This is a genomic window from Mesobacillus sp. (assembly GCF_057785455.1).
Window position 1 is genome coordinate 70,526 of sequence record NZ_JBYNSB010000066.1, and the last position, 19,534, is coordinate 90,059.

Sequence of the window (19,534 nt, forward strand, 5' to 3'; positions counted from 1 at the left end):
CTACAGTTCTTTTTGGTATTTTCGCATGAATAAAGCATTCTTCGGCCAGTAGAAACCGATGGCTGCTCCTATTAAAGCCGGCATGATCCAGCCGAGGCCGATTTCATAAAGCGGCAGGTAATTCATATAGAATTCTTTTACCAAATCGAAAAAAGATACAGTAACGCCCGGCAGGCTTGCAGCTAGTGTGCTGTAGCCATCAAAGAAGCTTACAAAGAAAGTCAGCAGCATAGCTCCTGCATAAACGCTTTGTTTATGTTTAAATAAGGGCGAGAATAAAGTCAGCAGGATCAGGATGATCGCCAATGGATATAAGAACATTAATACCGGTATAGCAAACTGGATAATGTTGTTCAATCCGAAGTTCGCAATTGAAAATGATACGATACATAGAGTTAATACGAACTTTTTATAGCTCACTTTTGGGAACATATCATGGAAAAATTCACTGCAGGCTGTGATCAGTCCGATGCTTGTCTTAAGGCAGGCAAGAACGATGATAATCGCCAGCAGGATTGCTCCGAATGGTCCGAAATAATGCTGGGCGACAGCGGCAAAAATCTGTCCGCCGTTATCGAAGGTCCCGACCGCAAATACGCTAGATGCTCCCATATAGGTAATAAGCCCGTAGATCAACATCATTAAAGTCATGGCAAAGATACCTGATTTCAGAGTAGCCTTTGCAATATCCTTTGTCTTCGTAATGCCCTGCCCCTTAATCGCATTGATGACAACAATCCCGAATGCCAATGAAGCCAGGGCATCCATTGTATTGTATCCCTCTTTAAAACCAGTCATAAAAGCAAGCTTGGCGTAAGCTCCAGATGGTGCCCCGAAGCTGCCCATTGGTTTGATGATCGAAATGGCAATTAATATGAATAAGAAGACAAGAAATGCCGGTGTTAAATATTTGCCGATATAGTCCATAACCTTCGCTGGATGAAGCGAGAAGAAGTAAACAATTCCAAAGAAGACGAAGCTGAAGATAAACAGCCATAAACTAGCCTGTCCTGGATCGATGTACGGTTCAAAACCAACGACAAAGGGAACCGTCGCTGTACGCGGAATGGCGAAAAATGGCCCGATTGTCAGATAAAGCGCCATCGGAAAAATCACGCCGAAAAGCGGGTGTACCCGGCTGGCCACATCACGGAGGCCATTGCTGCCGGAAAGCCCAATCGCAAGGATCCCTAAAAAAGGCAGGCCGATCGCTGTAACCAAAAAGCCAATTAATGCTTGCCAAAAGTTTGTTCCTGCCAGTTGTCCTAATTGGATAGGGAAAATAAGATTTCCTGCACCAAAGTACATTCCGAAAAGCATGGTTCCAATGATTGCATAGGTGGAAAAAGGTATTCTTTGCTGCATCTGAGTTGCTCCTTTTCTGGGTTGTAGGTATGATTCAACTTCCTGTTTCAATTTGCTGGACAATCATGTTCTAAAGAAAATAATACTCTCTTTGACTATGAGTTTCCTTTTTGACTTTCATAAAAAAATCTGCTATCAGCAGATAGAATATGTATCACTATATATTTTTGAAGAATACAAGTCAATTGAAGTTTTTAGTATTTTTAGAATTTAATTTCGGAGGATAAAACCTCTGTTTCAATCCTGGAAGGAGGTTAACCGCTTACAAAAAAAATAATTTTTCAACAAGAATTTCTACGAGGTGGCAATTTCAACCGTAATCATTCGGACAGCTTTATGCCAGTTTCCTTTAAAGCTGTCCGATAGAGACCGCCATTCGGACAGCTTTGTGCCAGTTACCTTTAAAACTGTCCAATAGAGACCGCCATTCGGACAGGTTTGTGCCAGTTTGCTTTGATCTTGTCCGAAAGAGACCGCCATTCGGACAGGTTTGTGCCAGTTACCTTTAAACCTGTCCGAAAGAGACCGCCATTCGGACAGCTTTATGCCAGTTTGCTTTGCTCTTGTCCGAATGGTTACCACCACCCCAATTTTTTACAGAGATTTATCCCGTTTTGCAAACAAAAAAGTGGCAGCTGCCACTTTTTAAAGAAATCTATTCAGCTGTCCGAGCTTGTCATCCTTTAATCGGTATAAATAACCCGGTCGCCCCACGCCATAGGTTAACGATTCTTCAAGAATACCGATATCAGCCAGGAATTTCAGATACTTTCGGACCGATACTCTCGAAATAAGGGTGATTTCGGAAATGTCATCGGTGGAAAATTGGGTATTATCTTTTGTTTGAATGACTTTTATGATTGATTCCAAGGTGCTGGTCGTCAAGCCTTTGGGCAGGTCTTCTATGGATGCGCCTGCCATCTGCTGTTCAGCAGCTAAAATGCGTTCATCAAGATCCTTTTGTCTAAGCACTTGATGATTTTCAAAGAAATGGTGTTTTTCTTTATACTGCATCAACGCCTGCTGGAATCTCTCAAACTCAAAGGGTTTAATTAAGTAGTCCACAGCTCCGTACCTGAGGGCAGTTTTAATATTTTCTTTATCGGCGGCTGCCGTAATCAGGATGACATCGACAATGATGTCTTTCTCTCTTATATAACGGAGCAAATCAATCCCGGTAGCCCCAGGCATATAGACATCAAGCAGAATCAGGTCCACCTGATTGGATTTGAGATATTCCCTGGCATCCTTGACGGTATGGACAATCCCTGCAAGTGTGAAGCCATTCACTTCCTGAAGATATCGCCTGTTGAATTCTGCGACCATTGGATCATCCTCTATAATCAGTACCCTGATCATTTTCACACCTCTTTTGCTTCATATGGAATCTGTATATAGAAATTCGTGCCTAGTAATAATTTTGAATCAATCACTAACTCCCCGCCGAGGTCATGGATGCTTTTTTCAACGAGATAGAGGCCATAGCCTCTGTTTTCACCTTTAGTTGAATATCCCTTTTTAAATATCTCTGCTTGCTGCTCTGCTGAGATACCAGGGCCAGAATCAAAGACCTCGATTGTTAACAATTTATCTTTGTATGCAAAATCTACTTCAAGTGTTTTATCTTCACTATCGGCCATAGCCTCGATGGCATTGTCGATCAGATTGCCGAGAATGGTAATCAGTGCATGGGTTGTTTGATTCGCAGCAGGCTCAGGGATAATGCTTGAACATTCGATTGATAAGTCCACCTTCGCTTCTCTGGCAAAGCTCAATTTTCCCATAATAAAACCTGCAAGGGCAGGATCCTTGATATGCTGAGTGATGCTGCCGAATTCCTGATTGCGATAGTCGACCAAAGTACGGATGAAGGCTGATAGCTGGTCGTAAGACTTCAACTGGACCATCCCTGAAATGACATGGAGGCGGTTCATGAATTCATGGGACTGCGCACGCAGCGCTTCCGCATATGTCCTTACTCCTGTAAGCTGTTCCGCGAGCTGATTCACTTCCGTTTTATCGCGGAACGTGGAGATAGCACCGACAATCTGGCCATTGACGATTAGGGGGACCCTGTTTACGAGAATCGAAATACCATTGATTGTTTGCTCCTCATCAAGCTCCGGCTCACCTGTTTGCAAAACCCTGTCCAGCCTCGTCGATGGCATGTAGTCATCAATCTTCATCCCCACTGGTTTTTGGGAAAGACCAGCCTTCTTAAAAATCTGCAGTGCCGATTTATTCACCAAAGTGATAGTAGAGAATTGATCAACGGCAATGATGCCTTCATGGACGGAATGCAGCATCGTACTTCTTTCCTCGAGTATCCTTGAAATCGCAAATGGCTCGAGGCCGAGGAGGATTTTCTTTATATACCTTGCCAGCAGGGTAGCCCCGATTATACCGATAACCAGGCCGAGAACGGTAACAATGATGATATTTTTATGGCTGCGGCCTACTGCTGTTTCCAGGCTCTCGAGTGAAATGCCTACAGCAGCTACACCAATTTGTTCATGCTCATCATTATAGATCGGTGTAAAGCCTCGAACCGATTTGCCGAGTGTCCCTATCGAGGTGGAGACATATTCTTTTCCTTCTAGAGCAGCTTTTTCATCCCCTCCTACAAAGCGCTTGCCGATCTGCTCCTCATTGGGATGGGACATGCGGATTCCTTCCATATTCATTACCACGATAAACATGACATTCGTAGCGGCTTGTATTTCCTTTGTATAATCCTGGACTGCACCTGCGCTTCGTTTATTTTCTAATGCCTCACTCACAATATGTGAACGGGATACAGTTCTCGCAATAATTAATGCTTTCTCTTCCTGATTTTTTCTGATATTCTCACTGACTGAATTGCTGATCAGCAAATCTGTGATCATCAGGGAGACTAATACGACGATACATACGAAAAAAATGATGACAGTACTTAGTTTAAACCGGAACCTTTGATTTTGCACAAGAAAAGCCTCCATTACTTCCTTAACTTATTAACCACTATAGAATGTAATGAGGTGAAAATAAAGTCTTTGGTAATTAGAAATCATCTATTAATTTCTCTTTCTTTAATTACAAAACGATTTTTAAAGTTTATTAAACTATATTTAATGTTCACAAAATTGTAACATGTGGATATTCCAAAGGAATGAAATCGTTTTCAACAGGTAAAAAAAGGGGAGGAAATTGCATGAAAATTAACTTTAAAAGTCTCACGACGCAAGTAATCCTGGGTATTATTCTCGGTATTTCTGTTGGCTTTGTTTTTCCTGAGTTCGGTTCACAGCTAAAGGTCCTTGCTGACATATTTATTAAACTAGTAAAAATGGTCATTGCACCAATCATTTTCCTGACAATTGTCATTGGCATTGCGGGAATGGGAGATTTAAAGAAGGTTGGCAAAATCGGGGGCAAAGCCTTGCTCTATTTTGAAATCGTTTCCACGATTGCCCTTGCTATCGGAATCTTAGTCGCGAATGTGATCAAAGCCGGGAAAGGCATTGATGCCTCAGCAGGAAAAGGCGATGTATCACAGTATACAAAGGCTGCGGAGGAAACAAGCCACGGATTCATGGATTTTGTTCTTTCAATCGTACCTGACAGCTTCATAGGCGCATTTACAGGCGGACAGCTCCTGCCAGTACTGCTGCTTGCTGTACTATTTGGGGCATCACTCGCACATATAGGCAAAAAGGGTAAACCAGTCCTTGAGTTCTTTGAAAAAGTTGCCGATGTCTTCTTCGGAATTGTTAATATCATCATGAAGTTGTCTCCACTTGCTGCGTTCGGAGCGATGGCCTATACAATAGGCGAATTTGGGATCAGCTCGCTAGTGTACCTTGGCAAATTGATGGGCTCAGTCTACCTGACAATGGCTCTCTTTATTGTCCTTGTACTTGGAGGTATTGCTAAGCTTTACGGTTTCAGCATCTTTAAATTCATCGCTTATATCAAAGAAGAAATCCTTCTCGTAATTGGAACATCATCATCAGAGGCAGCTCTTCCGAAAATGATGGAAAAGCTTGAGAAATACGGCTGTTCAAAGCCTGTAGTAGGACTAGTTCTTCCAACAGGATATTCCTTCAATCTTGATGGAACATCGATTTATCTATCGATGGCGGCATTATTCATTGCCCAGGCCTATGGTGTCGACCTAAGCCTCTGGCAGCAGATTACACTTCTCGGTGTTCTGATGCTGACTTCAAAAGGGGCAGCCGGAGTAACTGGATCAGGCTTCGTAACACTTGCAGCAACACTGGCGGTGTTCCCATCCATACCTGTTGAAGGAATGGCCCTTATCCTAGGAGTAGACCGCTTCATGTCAGAAGCTCGTGCAATTACGAACCTTATTGGAAATGGCGTTGCTACTGTCGTAATTTCAAAAACTGAAGGGGAATTCAATCCTGTGAAAGAGGCAGCCCAGAGTAAGGTTTCCGCTTAAGCTTCATTAAAGTATTTCAATTTTAAGCAGGCAGCCTGATACGCTGCCTGCTTTAGTAATTCATAAATTTATTAATCTGGCAAAAGGAAAGAAGGAAGATTCATGGCAGCTTTAGATCATACAAAGGTGATTCAGACTACTTTAAAAGGGAAAGAGATTCTTACCAATCCTTTTTTGAATAAAGGGGTAGCTTTTACAAAAAAAGAAAGGGAAGAGCTTGGTTTGGAAGGCCTATTGCCGCCCCATGTTCTCACCCTCGAAGAACAGACGAAAAGGGTATATGAGCAATACTCCGCGAGGACGACCAATTTATTTAAAAATGGGCTTCTGTATGACTTATATAACCGCAATGTCGTGCTTTTTTACAGTTTGCTGAAGGAACACTTAAGCGAGATGCTTCCAATCATTTACACACCTACCGTGGGGGAAGCAATTGAGCAATACTCCCATGTTTATCGCCGTCCTGGCGGCATGTATTTATCGATTGAAGATCCGCAGGGAATCGAAACAGCTTTTATGAATCTTGGACAGCCAAAGAACGGGATTGATTTGATCGTAGTTACCGATTCGGAGAGCATCCTTGGAATTGGCGACCAGGGAGTAGGGGGAATCAATATTGCCATTGGCAAACTGGCTGTTTATACGGCAGCTGCAGGAATCGACCCAAGCCGTGTCCTGCCGGTCGTACTGGATGTCGGGACTAACAACCAGTCATTGATTGATGATCCATTTTATATTGGCAACAAGTTTCCGCGAGTCAGAGGTGAACGCTATGATGAGTTTATCGACTTGTTCGTTGGTGCTGCTCGAAAATTCTTCCCTGAAGTGCTGATTCACTGGGAAGACCTCGGAAATGTGAATGCACGCAATATCATGGAAAAATACGGGGATGAAATCCTTACGTTCAATGATGATATCCAGGGGACTGGAGCAGTAACGCTTGCAGCAGTTATGTCAGCGCTCAAGGTATCAGGTGAATCATTGAAGGATCAGCGAATCGTTGTTTTCGGTCCTGGCGCAGCCGGGATTGGCAATGCCGATCAAATAGCTGAAGCGATGATGATGGAAGGATTATCAAGGGAAGAGGCGTATGACCGTTTCTGGGCAGTTGATTACCGGGGATTGTTAACTGATGAAGTTGAGGATGTCCTTAACTTCCAAAAGCCTTATACACGGAAAAAGGAAGAAGTAACAAAATGGGAGCGTACTGAAGACGGCATCATTCCATTGATGGAAGTCATCAAGAAAGTGAAGCCAACGATTTTGATTGGAACCTCTGGACAGGCCGGGGCTTTTTCAAAGGAAATAGTTAAAGAAATGGCAAGGCACGCAGAACGTCCAATCATCATGCCAATGTCAAATCCAACAGCACTGGCAGAGGCAGTGCCCGCAGATTTGATTCAATGGACTGAAGGCAGGGTGCTGATTGCAACTGGCAGCCCGTTTAAAAATGTTGATTACAATGGAGTCAGTTATGAAATCGGCCAGTCAAACAATGCATTTGTATTCCCGGGATTAGGCCTTGGAGCAATCGTTTCCAAAGCAAGAATCATTTCTAAAGGAATGCTTGCTGCAGCCGCTAATGCAGTTGCCGATATGTCGTACAGCCATACCCCGGGTGCACCTCTCCTGCCGTCCATCAATAAATTAGGCGAGGTATCAGAATATGTAGCCATCGAAGTAGCCAAAGCCGCAATTGCCGAAGGGATAGCAGGCGCTGACATTCAAAATGTAGAGGAAGCGATCGCAGAAGCAATGTGGAAACCTGAGTATAAAAAAGTAACAAGTGTAGCGATATAAATTATGATATATAAGGAAAAGGCTGCTTTGGCAGCCTTTCTTCATTTTTACAACAAAATTCACATACCCAAAAGAAAAGGAACTCGATTGATCGGTAAAGAATTGATTAAGTAAAGACAAACAAAATCTGCGAGGAGGCGAATTCAATGCTTAAAAATGAACTGACCGAGCTATTGCTGATTGATTATCCAATCATACAAGCACCAATGGCGGGAGGGGTCACGACTTCCGAATTAGTCTCAGAGGTCTCCAATTCCGGTGGTCTGGGGATGATTGGTGCAGGCTATATGACTCCTGAACAGACAAGGGAACAAATCAGGGAAATCAAACAGCTTACTAACAGACCATTCGGGATCAATCTATTCGTTCCCGAAGAATTTACTGTTTCACAGAATGAAATTATCGCTTCTAAAAAAGTCCTGAAACCTATTGAGGAAGAATTGAATGTGACTCTAGAACAAAACCCCGAGGTCCCTGAGTACCATCATTATTTAGAGTCATTCAATGAACTTATTCAAGTTATTGTCGAGGAAAAAGTCCCAGTCTGTTCTTTTACATTTGGACTTCCCTCAGATCAAATGATCAGAGAGCTTAAGGCACATCACATGATTCTAATAGGAACGGCAACCACGGTAAGAGAGGCAATCGAAATTGAAAAGATTGGAATGGATGCAGTTGTCGTGCAGGGTACAGAAGCGGGCGGCCATCGAGGGAACTTTCTCACTGGAGACAGAGAGAGCCTTATAGGCTTAGTGTCGTTAATCCCGCAGGTTGTAGACCAGGTCAGAATCCCTGTTATCTCTGCCGGAGGAATTATGGATGGAAGAGGATTGATGGCATCCCTTTGCTTAGGGGCAAAAGGTGTGCAAATGGGAACAGCTTTTTTAACATGCGAAGAGAGCGGAGCACATGAACTTCATAAAGAAGGTATTCTTAATGCCCAGGAAGATCAATTGGTCTTGACTAATTCTTTTTCCGGAAAATGGGCAAGAGGGATAAAAAACCGCTTTATCGAAGAAATGGATAAAAATGATGTATCTTATCCGCGATTCCCAGTCCAAAATACACTCACACAACCTATCAGGAAAGCTTCTTCCTCTCAAAATAACCCGGATTTCATGTCACTTTGGTCGGGGCAAAGTCCCACGCTTGCCAAAAGGCAAACTGCTAAGACTTTGATTGAAGAGGTTATTTCTGATGCTAAAACGATCAGTAGAAAAATGAATTCCTATGAAGCATAGCCATAAAAAAAGAACACACACTAAAACTGTTGATGTCGACAAGATATCCTGTCTTTTGATGGGATTGTGGACATCTTAAAAAGGATTGTCGTGAACGAAAAGGGTGGTGATCTTATGGCTAAACATAAACCTGAAAATAATAAGGCGATGCCAAAAGCAGATGTAGAGTTTGCAGAAGAAAGAGGAAATGGTTTTGAAAAGAAAGCATTGAAAGCACAGAAAAAGGTAAACAAATAATCATGCCGCCTGGTATGAATATAAACCAGCAAGCGTCTGATTGAAAGGCAGGGCTTGTAAGTTAAAGGCCTATTTCCAAGACCCTTGCACATGCAAAGGTCTTTTTTTAAGTCTGTTTTCGCAAAGATTGTTGCTTACACCTATGTTGAATTATGATCCTGTTGATTGTAGTGGAAAGCGCGCAGACTCCTTCGGGATGAAGCGGGACAGGTGAGACCTAGGTAGAAATGGCCCGAATGAAGGGGCCATTTTACCCCGCAGGAGCAAAGCGACGAGGAGGCTCACCGCACGCCCCAAGAAAAATTTGCCCTTGAAAAAGCCGGCAGTTGGGCTTTTTCATAATTTTTCAGAGGAAAGTGAAGCGCCTGGAACGAAAATCAACAGCTTTTTATTGCAAAGCCTTCTTTGAAAAAAACAGTTAGAAGGAGATTTAAAAAGCATATAGAATAGCAACATAGTTTTTGAAAAGGGTCTTTTTATGAACACACAAAGCAAGAAACAGGCCTCATAATGAGGTTTCGTTTATATTTTCTTCATACAGGGAAACTCTATCATCATCTAGGTTTTAATTGGAGGCAAATAAAATGAAAGTGCTATCGATGATCCAGCCCTGGGCAAGTCTGTTTGTTCTCGGGGAGGTCAAATATGAAACAAGATCATGGAGGACCAAATACCGAGGGCAAATGGCCATCCACACCAGTAAAAAAATTGATAAGGCTGCATGTGTAACTATAAAAATACAGGAGTTGCTCGGTAAGCATGGCTATTCAGCTGATAACCTGCCGACAGGTGTCATTATTGGAGCCTGCAGGCTGAAAAACTGTATAAGGGTCGTTGAAAATAACCAAACGTGGGCGGTACTGGAAGATGATCGGATTGTATCAGGCAACGACTTTCTATTGGGTGATTACAGGGTGGGCTGTTTTGCATGGGAAGTCGAAGACATGATCGAACTGAAGGAATACATCCCTGCGAAAGGCCAGCTGGGGCTGTGGGAATATCCAGGTAAAATCAATCTTTGAATCCAAATAAGGATACAGCAAAAAATATACAGCAGCCACTAAATGAGTGTTTACTAACAGCGCCACCTTTACTGTCTAACCAGCTAAGTTTATTTCCGCTTTCAAAGGTGTGTTTAACAGGCAGTAATTAAAAAACCACAAGCGTATTCACTTGTGGCAGAGATTTATTGAGACGCTTCTTCTTTGTCCGCAGTTTCGAGTACATTCTGCATGTAATTCTTTCCCCATTGATACATTGAATCAAGGATGGGCATCAAGCTCTCCCCTTGCTTTGTCAGAGAATATTCCACTTTTGGAGGAACGACCGGATAAACTTTTCGCTCGACAATGAGGTCCTCTTCCAGCTCGCGAAGCTGATTAACCAGCATTCTTTGTGTTATGCCTGGCATGAGTGCCTTCAACTCCCCGAATCGCTTTGTCCCTTCTTTTCCAAGATGCCACAGAATCAGCATCTTCCACTTGCCGCCAATGACAGCAAGAGTCAGCTCTTTTTCACAATTAAATGTTTTCGAATCCATTCTCGCCATTTGGTTTCACCTCATTTCAACATAGAATATCACTTAGTATACTTTTTGTCACTATGTAAGAAAAAAGTGCGTACTTTCATCAATAAAACATACCGGGTATACTTACATCTATGCCGGAAAAATGGTTACACTTGGCATGGAGGAAACATGCACAGTAGGGTAGTTTACAACTGTGCACCAACACAAAATTCAGGGAGTGAAATATAGATGGAATTACAATTGGCATTGGACTTGGTTAACATTCCAGAAGCAATCGAATTGGTAAAAGAAGTTGAGGAGCATATCGATATCGTTGAAATCGGTACACCGGTTGTCATTAATGAAGGACTTCATGCTGTAAAGGCAGTAAAAGAAGCATTTCCTAATCTCAAGGTTTTAGCTGACCTTAAAATCATGGACGCTGCTGGATATGAAGTAATGAAAGCATCAGAAGCGGGTGCAGATATCGTCACGATCCTTGGAGCTGCTGAAGATATGTCCATTAAAGGTGCTGTCGAGGAAGCGCAAAAGCAGGGTAAAAAAATCCTTGTCGACATGATTGCCGTTAAGGACCTTGCTGGCCGTGCCAAAGAATTAGATGAGTTGGGCGTTGATTATATTTGTGTCCATACAGGCTATGACCTGCAAGCAGTAGGGAAGAATTCATTCGAGGATCTTCAGACGATTAAAAGCGTAGTCAAGAAAGCGAAAACAGCGATAGCTGGGGGAATTAAGCTTGATACACTGCCAGAGGTAATCAAAGCCCAGCCTGATCTTGTCATTGTCGGCGGCGGCATCACAGGTCATGAAGATAAAAAAGCAGCGGCAGAACAAATGAAGCAAATGCTTCAGCAAGGGTAAGATTTGAATGCAGACTTCCCAATACCTTTCTGAAATTTTACAAGAGCTTAACTCTTCAGCAGATTTTATTTCAGACGATGCCGCAGAAAAACTTGTCAATGGCATCCTTGAATCAAAAAAGGTATTTGTTGCCGGTGCCGGGAGATCGGGCTTTATGGCAAAATCCTTTGCGATGCGAATGATGCATATGGGGATTAGTGCACATGTCATTGGTGAGACAATCACCCCAGGCTTCGAAAAAGAAGATATTTTGATCATCGGATCTGGATCAGGAGAAACCAAAAGCCTGGTATCGATTGCTGATAAGGCTAAGAGCATTGGTGGTACCATCGCAGCCGTCACAATTTCCCCAGAATCGACGATTGGGCAAATAGCCGATATCGTTGTTAAGCTGCCTGGCTCGCCAAAGGATCAATCAGAAAGTGACTACAAAACCATCCAGCCAATGGGTTCACTGTTTGAACAGACACTTCTGCTTTTTTACGATGCAGTCATTCTCAGATTCATGGAGAAAAAAGGTCTGGACTCAAACAAGATGTATGGCAAGCATGCCAATCTTGAATAATAATTCAATACGAAAGACTGCTAATTTACGGGCAGTCTTTAGATATTAGTTTTTTGAAGGGATGATACCATGATTTCACTTAAAGGAAAAACAGCCATAGTTACAGGAGCAGGCAGAGGAATTGGACGTGCGGTTGCGACCGCTTTGGCAAAAGAAGGCGTCAATCTTGGTTTGATTGGTTTGACTCTATCCAATCTTGAAAAATTAACAGAAGAACTCGATGAATATGATGTAAATATTTCCGCTGCATCAGCAGATGTATCTGACCTCGATGCGGTACAGCACGCAGTTGAACATATCAAATCCGACCTTGGGGCGATTGATATTTTAGTCAACAATGCAGGGATCGCAAAATTTGGAGGCTTCCTGGATTTATCACCAGAAGAATGGGAAAAAATTGTTCGCGTCAACCTGATGGGCGTGTACAACGTGACAAGAGCTGTTTTACCTGAAATGATCGAAAGAAAATCCGGAGATATTGTGAACATATCCTCCACTGCAGGCCAAAAAGGAGCACCAGTCACAAGTGCTTATTCCGCTTCTAAATTTGCGGTCCTTGGCTTGACAGAATCCCTGATGCTTGAAGTCAGGAAACATAATGTCCGTGTAACTGCTTTGACCCCAAGCACAGTTGCAACTGATCTGGCGGTCGAAAGCAATCTGATCAGCGGAAACCCTGACAATGTCATGCAGCCAGAGGATTTAGCAGACCTTCTTGTGGCAGGTTTGAAGCTTCATCCAAGAGTACTGGTGAAAACAGCAGGATTATGGTCAACCAATCCTTAAAATCTAAGAGAAGACCCTTGCATTTGCAAGGGTCTTCTTGAATTTTTTGGGATACATACCACGCTATGGAACGACACCCTTAATAAAGCATTATGATTTTTGATTCCCTATAATTTATTTGAGATTCAACGCAGTATCAACATCCTGCAATCTTACATTGAGATCTTCACCAAGATGATGGGGGTGATAATACCCGCTAGCCACCATATAATCCGTTATCCTGGCATGAGTCTCAACTGCAGTCTTAAGCTCTTCCCGAAGGGCGGCCCTCAATTCAGGTGTTGCCGTTTCGGTAATAGCGAAAGCAAGATTCCTGACTGCCGACTTTGAAGAAATCAAGAAATCGGAGGCAATCACCCGCTCTGTCATTCCTACCATATCTGCTAAACCCTGAATGATATTAGACATTTTGTTCCTGTTCCTCCTCCCGGTTTGTTATGTACGTCCGGAGTCGCTCCAGTCCCTGTGTCCCAGAATCATAATGGCCTGTCAAAATGTCCTTAAGATCTCCATCGGCAAGTACTTTGCTCATTGTCAAAGCCTTTGTGGCCGCAACACTTTGGAAAGCCATGATTTCAAGTGTCTCGAGTGTTTCGTGCAATCCTAAATATTTTGTCATTGTCCCTCTCTCCTATCTTCCTAAAACTTTCTTTATCATTTGTCATTGAATCAAACACTATCCATATAAAACAGCACCACTAATGCTACTATTTGGCTGGATGATTACCTATTGAAATAGAGAAATTATACTTATTGTGGGAGGTGCCTTTATGGAAAAAGAAACCCTGGCATTACATGAGACCATGGAAACGCATGAGATTTTAAATTTTAAAACTGTCAGCTTATTGAAGTCTAAGCTTATGCAAGGATTATGTTTTGATAATGATTTAAAAGCCTTAATGGAAAAGGAAGTACAATTATCCATTGCTGCAATCAATGAGCTTAAAGAATTCTACAAAGGGGCAAGGACAAATTATTTCGAAAGAGGTGAATAAGACTTGGAAATGGACTATTTGGATCCTCAGGGTGCCGAACATATGCCAGAGATGGCAGATTCGGGAATTGCACTTGAATTTTTGCTTTCAGTAAAAACTGGTATCCATACGTATGCCATCGCGTTAACGGAAACAGCAAATCCAAAGCTGCGGGAAGCATTATACCGACAGATGGAATTATCGATCGATTTGCACGCCGAAATCTCAGGAATGATGCTGAAGAAAGGCTGGCTGTATCCGCATGATATAGGGAAACAGGTTGAATTGGATTTGAAATCAGCCGATAATGCCTTGATGATAGCCGGCATGGATATTTTCCCAAGAGACACTGACAGACTAGGGCTGTTTGCAACCCCTAATAAATAAATAAATAAATAAAGGAGGTAATGAAGATGAAGGCTGTTACATATCAGGGGAGTAAAAATGTCCAGGTTAAAGAAGTAAAAGACCCAAGCATAAAAAATGCTGATGATATTATCATCAAAGTAACCTCCTCCGCGATTTGCGGCTCCGATTTGCATTTGCTCCATCAACAGATTCCCAATCTGCCGACAGACTATGTAATCGGACATGAACCGATGGGGATTGTTGAAGAAGTAGGGCCTGAGGTCACTAATCTGAAAAAAGGGGATCGGGTTATCATCCCTTTCAATGTTAGCTGCGGACACTGCTGGTACTGTAATCACGACTTAACAAGCCAATGTGATAATTCCAACCCTCATGGTGAGATGGGAGGATTTTTCGGATACTCCGAGACTACCGGCGGGTATGCCGGTGGACAAGCCGAATATATGCGGGTTCCGTTCGGTAATTTTACTCCTTTTAAAATCCCCGAGAACTGTGAAGTAGAGGATGAGAAATTGGTTTTACTGGCAGATGCAGCTTCGACTGCCTATTGGAGTGTAGACCATTCTGGTGTGAAACCCGGTGACACTGTGATCGTATTGGGGTGTGGCCCGGTTGGCCTGCTTGCCCAGAAATTTGCCTGGTTTAAAGGTGCAAAGCGAGTTATTGCTGTAGACTATATCAATTACCGATTAGCACACGCAAAAAGGACCAACAAAGTAGAAACCGTAAACTTTGAAGAACATGAAAATGTCGGGGAGTATTTAAAGGAAATCACTCAAGGGGGAGCTGATATTGTCATTGACTGTACCGGTATGAGCGGTAAAATGACACCACTTGAATACCTGGCATCCGGAATGAAACTGCACGGCGGAGCCATGGGCGGAATTGTGATCGCTTCGCAGGCAGTGCGCAAAGCTGGGACAATCCAGATTACAGGTGTTTATGGCGGGCGTTATAATGGCTTCCCGCTGGGAGATATCTTCCAAAGAAATGTTGACATAAAAACTGGTCAGGCACCTGTTATTCCGTATATGCCATTTCTATATAACCTGATATCAGAAGGCAAGGTTGATATAGGAGATGTGATCACCCATGTCCTTCCACTGGATAAAGCGAAACATGGATATGAGGTTTTCGATACGAGGACTGATAATTGTATAAAGGTTATTCTTAAGCCGTAAACATATAACTGCTTAAAATCGTTATGAGAACTTTGCGATGCAAGGTTCTTTTATTTGTATATATCTATGAAAAGGTACTGCATGCAGTATCTGATTGCTGGGGAAACTTGCAATATGCAGAATTTTGAGGAGTGAGGCTATGTTTTTGCAAGGAACAATTATTGCGAATCTGATTACTCTATGAATGAGTTCTCCTTGCAGAGAGTGAAAAATTTAAATACTGAATCTGTCCTAACAGAAAATCAGTTAACCAATATATAACAATATTTGAAAAAACATCAGTATGAAGGTGATGGGCAGGTAATTACCTTCTTCTAAACGGTATATTTAAGAAGGCTTTGCAATAAAATGCTGTTGACTAATGAGGTGAAATAGGTTCAATTATTTAATTTTTGAGCTTTTAGTTAATACATTTTTTACACAAAATTTAGGAATGATAATAAGGAGGAGGTATTAAATGTCAAATCCTTTTGAAGCAATTTGGAATATGCTAAAAATATCAATTGATACAACTAACGAACCAAAATCTCCGTTACATATCATTGAAGCCGGTGACTGTTGGACCTATTTAACCTTAATGGTGGAATTCATACGTTATGAGGAAACAGGATTAAACACGACAACCGATGATGAAGTCAGAGAAATGCTGAATGATGTAATTAGAATATGTGAATCACAAGTGCAAAAGTTAAATGCATTTATGAAAAAAGAGGGCATCCCCCTGCCCGATGCAACTTCAGCGAAACCAAATTCAAACCCGAATGATATTCCTTTAGGGGTAAAGTTAACCGATGATGAACTCGCAAATGGTGTCGCATTTAAGTTAGTTACATGTTTGCAGGCGTGTTCAAAAGGACAAGCTGACTCTGTCAGAAATGATGTCGGGACAATGTGGCTGCAATTCTATCTTGAATGGGCTGTGTTTGGAACAACATTAAAAACACTCATGCGTAAAAGAGGATGGCTTAAAGTTCCGCCATATTACTATCCTCCTGGGTCACCAAAATAACAAAAACCAACTCATACCTTGGAGTTGGTTTTTGTATTTAATGGTTTTTATTGCTTGATAGGTCACCCATGAAAAGATTAAGGGGGAACGTTAATCACCCTTTATTAATTGATTCCGGTCATCCGTCTGGGGAGGTTCCTCCATCCAGGAGTTTTTAATCATGATGTTCGCGCCATCTTCTGCGTAGAATGCCACTTCAGGGATCAAGGATGCATAAAGGAGACCGAGGTCCCTTCGCGGGCTTCCTGACATCGAAGTACCATAATTCCCGATTCCAGCTGCATTCATCGATGCTATATGGAACATCATCAGCTTATCCGAGAACACTTGCACTGTCGAGTCAGACAGGGCTGCATCCCAAATCATCGGTGCTGGAAGGTCTTCTTTCTTTAATTTATCACTGAATAAATCGATGTGCTTTTGAGCAATCTGTTTCCCTCTCATCATGTACTGTTTAACTTCTTTCTTCTGTGCTGTTTGGGCAAATCCGGTGATGAGGGTTTTACCAATTGCATTAGTCTGGACGTTGTTAAATAGCATGGTGATTTCCTGGACGGTTAATGGCCTGACTTCTCCTAAAAAACCAGCCAGGAATTTTTGCTTTTGAACAAAATCGACCTTATCCGGAAGTGTCACATACGGAGATTTAATATACGTTCCTTGTTTTAGCATCAAAGCTCTTGTTAAGTCCTGTAAACCAATCGCCGTTTGACTTACGCGCTTGAAAAAATCCACAACATCCGGTCTTGTGGCAAATCCCAAAGCCATCCCTGCAGAAGCCATCCCCAGGACTGACATATTCCTTAAATACATTAAAACAAAAGTGTCCGAAAAAAGCCTTGGGGCATCCGGGTTTACATCCTTCCGGGTGAAACCGACCGGCACAGGGAATTTTTCCATCTTAAAAAAATCAGTTAAGAAACTGATATTCTTTTTGGAACCATTCAATGCAAACTCAATAACAGGACGAACCTCCTCATCCTCCACTTTTTCTAAAAAGTGTTTAATCATACAAATTGAAGCCGAATCATTTATGTACTGAGTCCACAAAACTGAAATTTCAGCAGAGGTAAGACGGATCTTTGATTTATCTTCCATGGCATACACCCACTTATTTCTAATGTTTATGTTAGCCTTCCACAATTTTATAGTATTATTTATTAACAAATTCAATTTCCTTCTGCTGAAGGCGACTGCAGTTAATTCCGTAAATATCCATCATGGAATACACTTGAAGATAGAGATATACTTACATGCATCCGAACATCGCTATTTTTTATCCAGTTAATAGAGTATTACCAGAGAAGGGGAGAATTACAATGTATCCAATCTCACTAAAAATTGAAGGCAAGCCGTGTGTTGTGGCAGGGGGCGGAAAAATCGCATATTTCAAGCTGGTCTCTCTTATTCAGGCAAAAGCTAAGGTCACGGTTGTCAGTCCCATTATCATCCCTGAAATTGAAAAGTTGTACGAAGACGGAAAAATTGATGTCCTGCAAAAGGAAATTGAAGATGCCGATTACAAAGATGCTTACTTGATCATTGCTGCTACAAATGATCAGACCATTAACAGGGAAATATATGAGAATATAAAGGATACGAAGCTTGTCAATGTGGTCTCAGATTCGGAAATAGGCAATTTTCATATTCCGGCAACCTTGACCAGAGGAAAACTGCAAATCAGTGTAGCTACAGGGGGGGCAAGCCCCACTTTGGCAAAAAAAATCCGGGATGATCTGAAGGAAATATTTGATGAATCGTTTGAGGAGTATTTAGAATTTTTATATGAAGCACGGATGAAGATAAAAAATAGCGCTTTTCCCAGGGAGAAAAAACAAAGCATGTACAAGCAGGTACTTGATGAAAAATATAAAAATTCATTTGCTGAAAGAAACGGTTTTCTCAGGCTGTTTGAAGAGTAGAATGTGGAATCTTTTAATGAAGGCTGTCAATATAGTTGGCAGTCTTCTTTTCTTTGGAAGGGGAGTTTTAGAGGGCAGGATTAAAATAGAACTTTGGTAATAATTTTAGAATTTTTTATTTTTTTATTTGCATAATTCCTATCGGCATGGTAGGATTTAATCCAATAAATCATTCCCAATGAATTTGGGTTACAGAAACCTGGAACAGTACTTTTGCGATTCAGGCAGGGATTTAATTATTCCAACAACAGCATTACGTTCCTGGTAAGTTTTTAACGATAAGGGGGCGCGAACCGCTTGAATGCAGGAGAAAAGGAAGAACTATTTGAACATCTTGAGAATATGCTGAAAACATTAAAATTTGGTTCAATCACCTTGGTTGTCCAGGATGGAAAGATTGTCCAAATTGAGAAAAACGAAAAGGTTCGTCTCCAACAAAATAAAAATCGCTGACTAGAAAACTAGAGGCGGTCTCCATCTAATGATGGGAGGCTGCCTTTTTTTATTGAGAATGGGAGGTTTGCAGGGATGTCCGCTGCAGTAACTTATCAAAAATGGAATCAAATTTCCGGTAATTTCACTTTCGATGATGAGACAAAAGGGGCGCATTCGGTGTTGGAGTGGGCGTACAGCGCCTACCCTCAAGAAGAGATTGTCTATGCTTCCAGCTTCGGTGCAGAAGCGATTGTATTAATTGATCTCATTCAGCAAATAAAGCCAGATGCACATATAGTCTTCCTCGATACAGCTCTTCATTTTCCGGAAACCTATGAGGTTATTGAAAAAATTCAAGCTCGCTTTCCGGCATTAAGAGTTGAGAAAAAGGAACCAGAGTTCAGCCTTGAAGAACAAGCTGCACAGTATGGGTCGGCACTTTGGCTAAGGGATCCCAATCAGTGCTGCAATATCCGCAAAGTCATTCCTCTGCAGAAGACCCTTACTGCAAAACAAGCATGGATATCCGGGCTGCGCAGGGAACAGTCACCAACAAGGGCAAACACAAACTTTATCAACAAGGATGAAAAATTCCAAAATATAAAGATTTGTCCACTGATTCATTGGTCATGGGATGATGTTTGGAATTATATCCGTGAAAATGAGCTTCCATACAATTCCCTGCATGATCACCATTATCCAAGCATTGGCTGCCTGCCTTGTACAAAGCAGGTCCATGCTGATGGTGATTCTCGGGCCGGTCGCTGGTCGGGAAGCGGCAAGACGGAGTGTGGGCTTCATACCCGTTAAAGGAGGCATT

General features: G+C 42.1%; 23 protein-coding genes. 15 read left to right on the forward strand and 8 right to left on the reverse strand.

Features of this window, described 5'->3' with window-relative positions:
- From brnQ to dcuS, 4 genes are all read right to left on the reverse strand, one after another.
- Positions 1-1,365, reverse strand: coding sequence for a branched-chain amino acid transport system II carrier protein (brnQ, locus tag AC3EBE_RS24525; RefSeq protein ID WP_488597645.1), 1,365 nt, complete (start codon positions 1,363-1,365; stop codon positions 1-3).
- Between the two features lie 294 nt (positions 1,366-1,659).
- Positions 1,660-1,947, reverse strand: coding sequence for a hypothetical protein (locus tag AC3EBE_RS24530; protein ID WP_488597646.1), 288 nt, complete (start codon positions 1,945-1,947; stop codon positions 1,660-1,662).
- Positions 1,948-2,010: 63 nt separating this feature from the next.
- Positions 2,011-2,724, reverse strand: coding sequence for a response regulator (locus AC3EBE_RS24535; RefSeq protein WP_488597647.1), 714 nt, complete (start codon positions 2,722-2,724; stop codon positions 2,011-2,013).
- 2 nt (positions 2,725-2,726) lie between these two features.
- Entirely contained in the window at positions 2,727-4,328 is a 1,602-nt protein-coding gene (dcuS, locus tag AC3EBE_RS24540; RefSeq protein ID WP_488597648.1) for a DcuS/MalK family sensor histidine kinase, read from the reverse strand.
- 227 nt (positions 4,329-4,555) lie between these two features.
- Here dcuS and AC3EBE_RS24545 point away from each other — a divergent pair, with 227 nt between their 5' ends.
- The 5 genes from AC3EBE_RS24545 (at position 4,556) to AC3EBE_RS24565 (ending at position 10,106) form a co-directional block, all read left to right on the forward strand.
- Positions 4,556-5,806: a dicarboxylate/amino acid:cation symporter gene (locus tag AC3EBE_RS24545; protein WP_488597649.1), complete on the forward strand. Its 1,251-nt coding sequence runs from the start codon at positions 4,556-4,558 to the stop codon at positions 5,804-5,806.
- Between the two features lie 102 nt (positions 5,807-5,908).
- A complete protein-coding gene (locus tag AC3EBE_RS24550) occupies positions 5,909-7,606 on the forward strand; it encodes an NAD-dependent malic enzyme (protein WP_488597650.1) in 1,698 nt (565 codons plus the stop codon).
- Positions 7,607-7,752: 146 nt separating this feature from the next.
- Positions 7,753-8,847 carry an NAD(P)H-dependent flavin oxidoreductase gene (locus AC3EBE_RS24555; RefSeq protein ID WP_488597651.1) on the forward strand — a complete coding sequence of 365 codons (1,095 nt, stop codon included), beginning with the start codon at positions 7,753-7,755 and terminating at the stop codon, positions 8,845-8,847.
- 114 nt (positions 8,848-8,961) lie between these two features.
- Positions 8,962-9,084: a hypothetical protein gene (locus AC3EBE_RS24560; RefSeq protein WP_488597652.1), complete on the forward strand. Its 123-nt coding sequence runs from the start codon at positions 8,962-8,964 to the stop codon at positions 9,082-9,084.
- A 584-nt stretch (positions 9,085-9,668) separates the two neighbouring features.
- Positions 9,669-10,106 carry an ASCH domain-containing protein gene (locus AC3EBE_RS24565; protein WP_488597653.1) on the forward strand — a complete coding sequence of 146 codons (438 nt, stop codon included), beginning with the start codon at positions 9,669-9,671 and terminating at the stop codon, positions 10,104-10,106.
- A 164-nt stretch (positions 10,107-10,270) separates the two neighbouring features.
- Here AC3EBE_RS24565 and AC3EBE_RS24570 read toward each other — a convergent pair whose 3' ends face one another.
- The gene (locus AC3EBE_RS24570) at positions 10,271-10,633 is read right to left on the reverse strand and encodes a winged helix-turn-helix transcriptional regulator (protein ID WP_488597654.1); all 363 of its coding nucleotides are present in this window, start codon (positions 10,631-10,633) and stop codon (positions 10,271-10,273) included.
- Positions 10,634-10,840: 207 nt separating this feature from the next.
- On the opposite strand from AC3EBE_RS24570, the gene hxlA reads away from it, so the two are divergent.
- The 3 genes from hxlA (at position 10,841) to AC3EBE_RS24585 (ending at position 12,824) form a co-directional block, all read left to right on the forward strand.
- A complete protein-coding gene (hxlA, locus tag AC3EBE_RS24575; RefSeq protein WP_488597655.1) occupies positions 10,841-11,473 on the forward strand; it encodes a 3-hexulose-6-phosphate synthase in 633 nt (210 codons plus the stop codon).
- Positions 11,474-11,480: 7 nt separating this feature from the next.
- The gene (gene hxlB, locus AC3EBE_RS24580) at positions 11,481-12,038 is read left to right on the forward strand and encodes a 6-phospho-3-hexuloisomerase (RefSeq protein WP_488597656.1); all 558 of its coding nucleotides are present in this window, start codon (positions 11,481-11,483) and stop codon (positions 12,036-12,038) included.
- Between the two features lie 69 nt (positions 12,039-12,107).
- Positions 12,108-12,824 carry a 3-ketoacyl-ACP reductase gene (locus AC3EBE_RS24585; RefSeq protein WP_488597657.1) on the forward strand — a complete coding sequence of 239 codons (717 nt, stop codon included), beginning with the start codon at positions 12,108-12,110 and terminating at the stop codon, positions 12,822-12,824.
- A gap of 114 nt (positions 12,825-12,938) precedes the next feature.
- On the opposite strand, the gene AC3EBE_RS24590 is transcribed toward AC3EBE_RS24585, so the two are convergent.
- Together AC3EBE_RS24590 and AC3EBE_RS24595 are read right to left on the reverse strand one after the other, a co-directional pair.
- Positions 12,939-13,232 carry a spore coat protein gene (locus AC3EBE_RS24590; protein WP_488597658.1) on the reverse strand — a complete coding sequence of 98 codons (294 nt, stop codon included), beginning with the start codon at positions 13,230-13,232 and terminating at the stop codon, positions 12,939-12,941.
- Positions 13,225-13,443: a hypothetical protein gene (locus AC3EBE_RS24595; RefSeq protein ID WP_488597659.1), complete on the reverse strand. Its 219-nt coding sequence runs from the start codon at positions 13,441-13,443 to the stop codon at positions 13,225-13,227. The genes AC3EBE_RS24590 and AC3EBE_RS24595 overlap by 8 nt, the downstream gene beginning before the upstream one ends.
- A gap of 151 nt (positions 13,444-13,594) precedes the next feature.
- Between AC3EBE_RS24595 and AC3EBE_RS24600 the strand changes: the two genes are divergently transcribed.
- The 4 genes from AC3EBE_RS24600 to AC3EBE_RS24615 all read left to right on the forward strand — a co-directional run bounded on the left by AC3EBE_RS24600 (position 13,595) and on the right by AC3EBE_RS24615 (position 16,357).
- The gene (locus AC3EBE_RS24600; RefSeq protein WP_488597660.1) at positions 13,595-13,819 is read left to right on the forward strand and encodes a spore coat protein; all 225 of its coding nucleotides are present in this window, start codon (positions 13,595-13,597) and stop codon (positions 13,817-13,819) included.
- Between the two features lie 3 nt (positions 13,820-13,822).
- A complete protein-coding gene (locus AC3EBE_RS24605) occupies positions 13,823-14,185 on the forward strand; it encodes a spore coat protein (protein WP_488597661.1) in 363 nt (120 codons plus the stop codon).
- A 26-nt stretch (positions 14,186-14,211) separates the two neighbouring features.
- A complete protein-coding gene (locus AC3EBE_RS24610) occupies positions 14,212-15,348 on the forward strand; it encodes a zinc-dependent alcohol dehydrogenase (RefSeq protein ID WP_488597662.1) in 1,137 nt (378 codons plus the stop codon).
- Positions 15,349-15,805: 457 nt separating this feature from the next.
- Positions 15,806-16,357 (forward strand): DUF3231 family protein, encoded by a 552-nt coding sequence (locus AC3EBE_RS24615; RefSeq protein ID WP_488597663.1) that lies wholly within the window; start codon positions 15,806-15,808, stop codon positions 16,355-16,357.
- Between the two features lie 90 nt (positions 16,358-16,447).
- Here AC3EBE_RS24615 and AC3EBE_RS24620 read toward each other — a convergent pair whose 3' ends face one another.
- Positions 16,448-17,455: a DUF3231 family protein gene (locus AC3EBE_RS24620; RefSeq protein ID WP_488597664.1), complete on the reverse strand. Its 1,008-nt coding sequence runs from the start codon at positions 17,453-17,455 to the stop codon at positions 16,448-16,450.
- Positions 17,456-17,676: 221 nt separating this feature from the next.
- Between AC3EBE_RS24620 and AC3EBE_RS24625 the strand changes: the two genes are divergently transcribed.
- From AC3EBE_RS24625 to AC3EBE_RS24635, 3 genes are all read left to right on the forward strand, one after another.
- Positions 17,677-18,279 carry an NAD(P)-binding protein gene (locus AC3EBE_RS24625; RefSeq protein WP_488597665.1) on the forward strand — a complete coding sequence of 201 codons (603 nt, stop codon included), beginning with the start codon at positions 17,677-17,679 and terminating at the stop codon, positions 18,277-18,279.
- A gap of 297 nt (positions 18,280-18,576) precedes the next feature.
- Positions 18,577-18,732, forward strand: a complete 156-nt coding sequence (locus AC3EBE_RS24630) for a YezD family protein (RefSeq protein ID WP_488597666.1) — start codon at positions 18,577-18,579, stop codon at positions 18,730-18,732.
- A 75-nt stretch (positions 18,733-18,807) separates the two neighbouring features.
- On the forward strand, positions 18,808-19,524 hold the full coding sequence (locus AC3EBE_RS24635; protein WP_488597667.1) for a phosphoadenylyl-sulfate reductase: 717 nt from the start codon (positions 18,808-18,810) through the stop codon (positions 19,522-19,524).
- Positions 19,525-19,534: the final 10 nt, after the last annotated feature.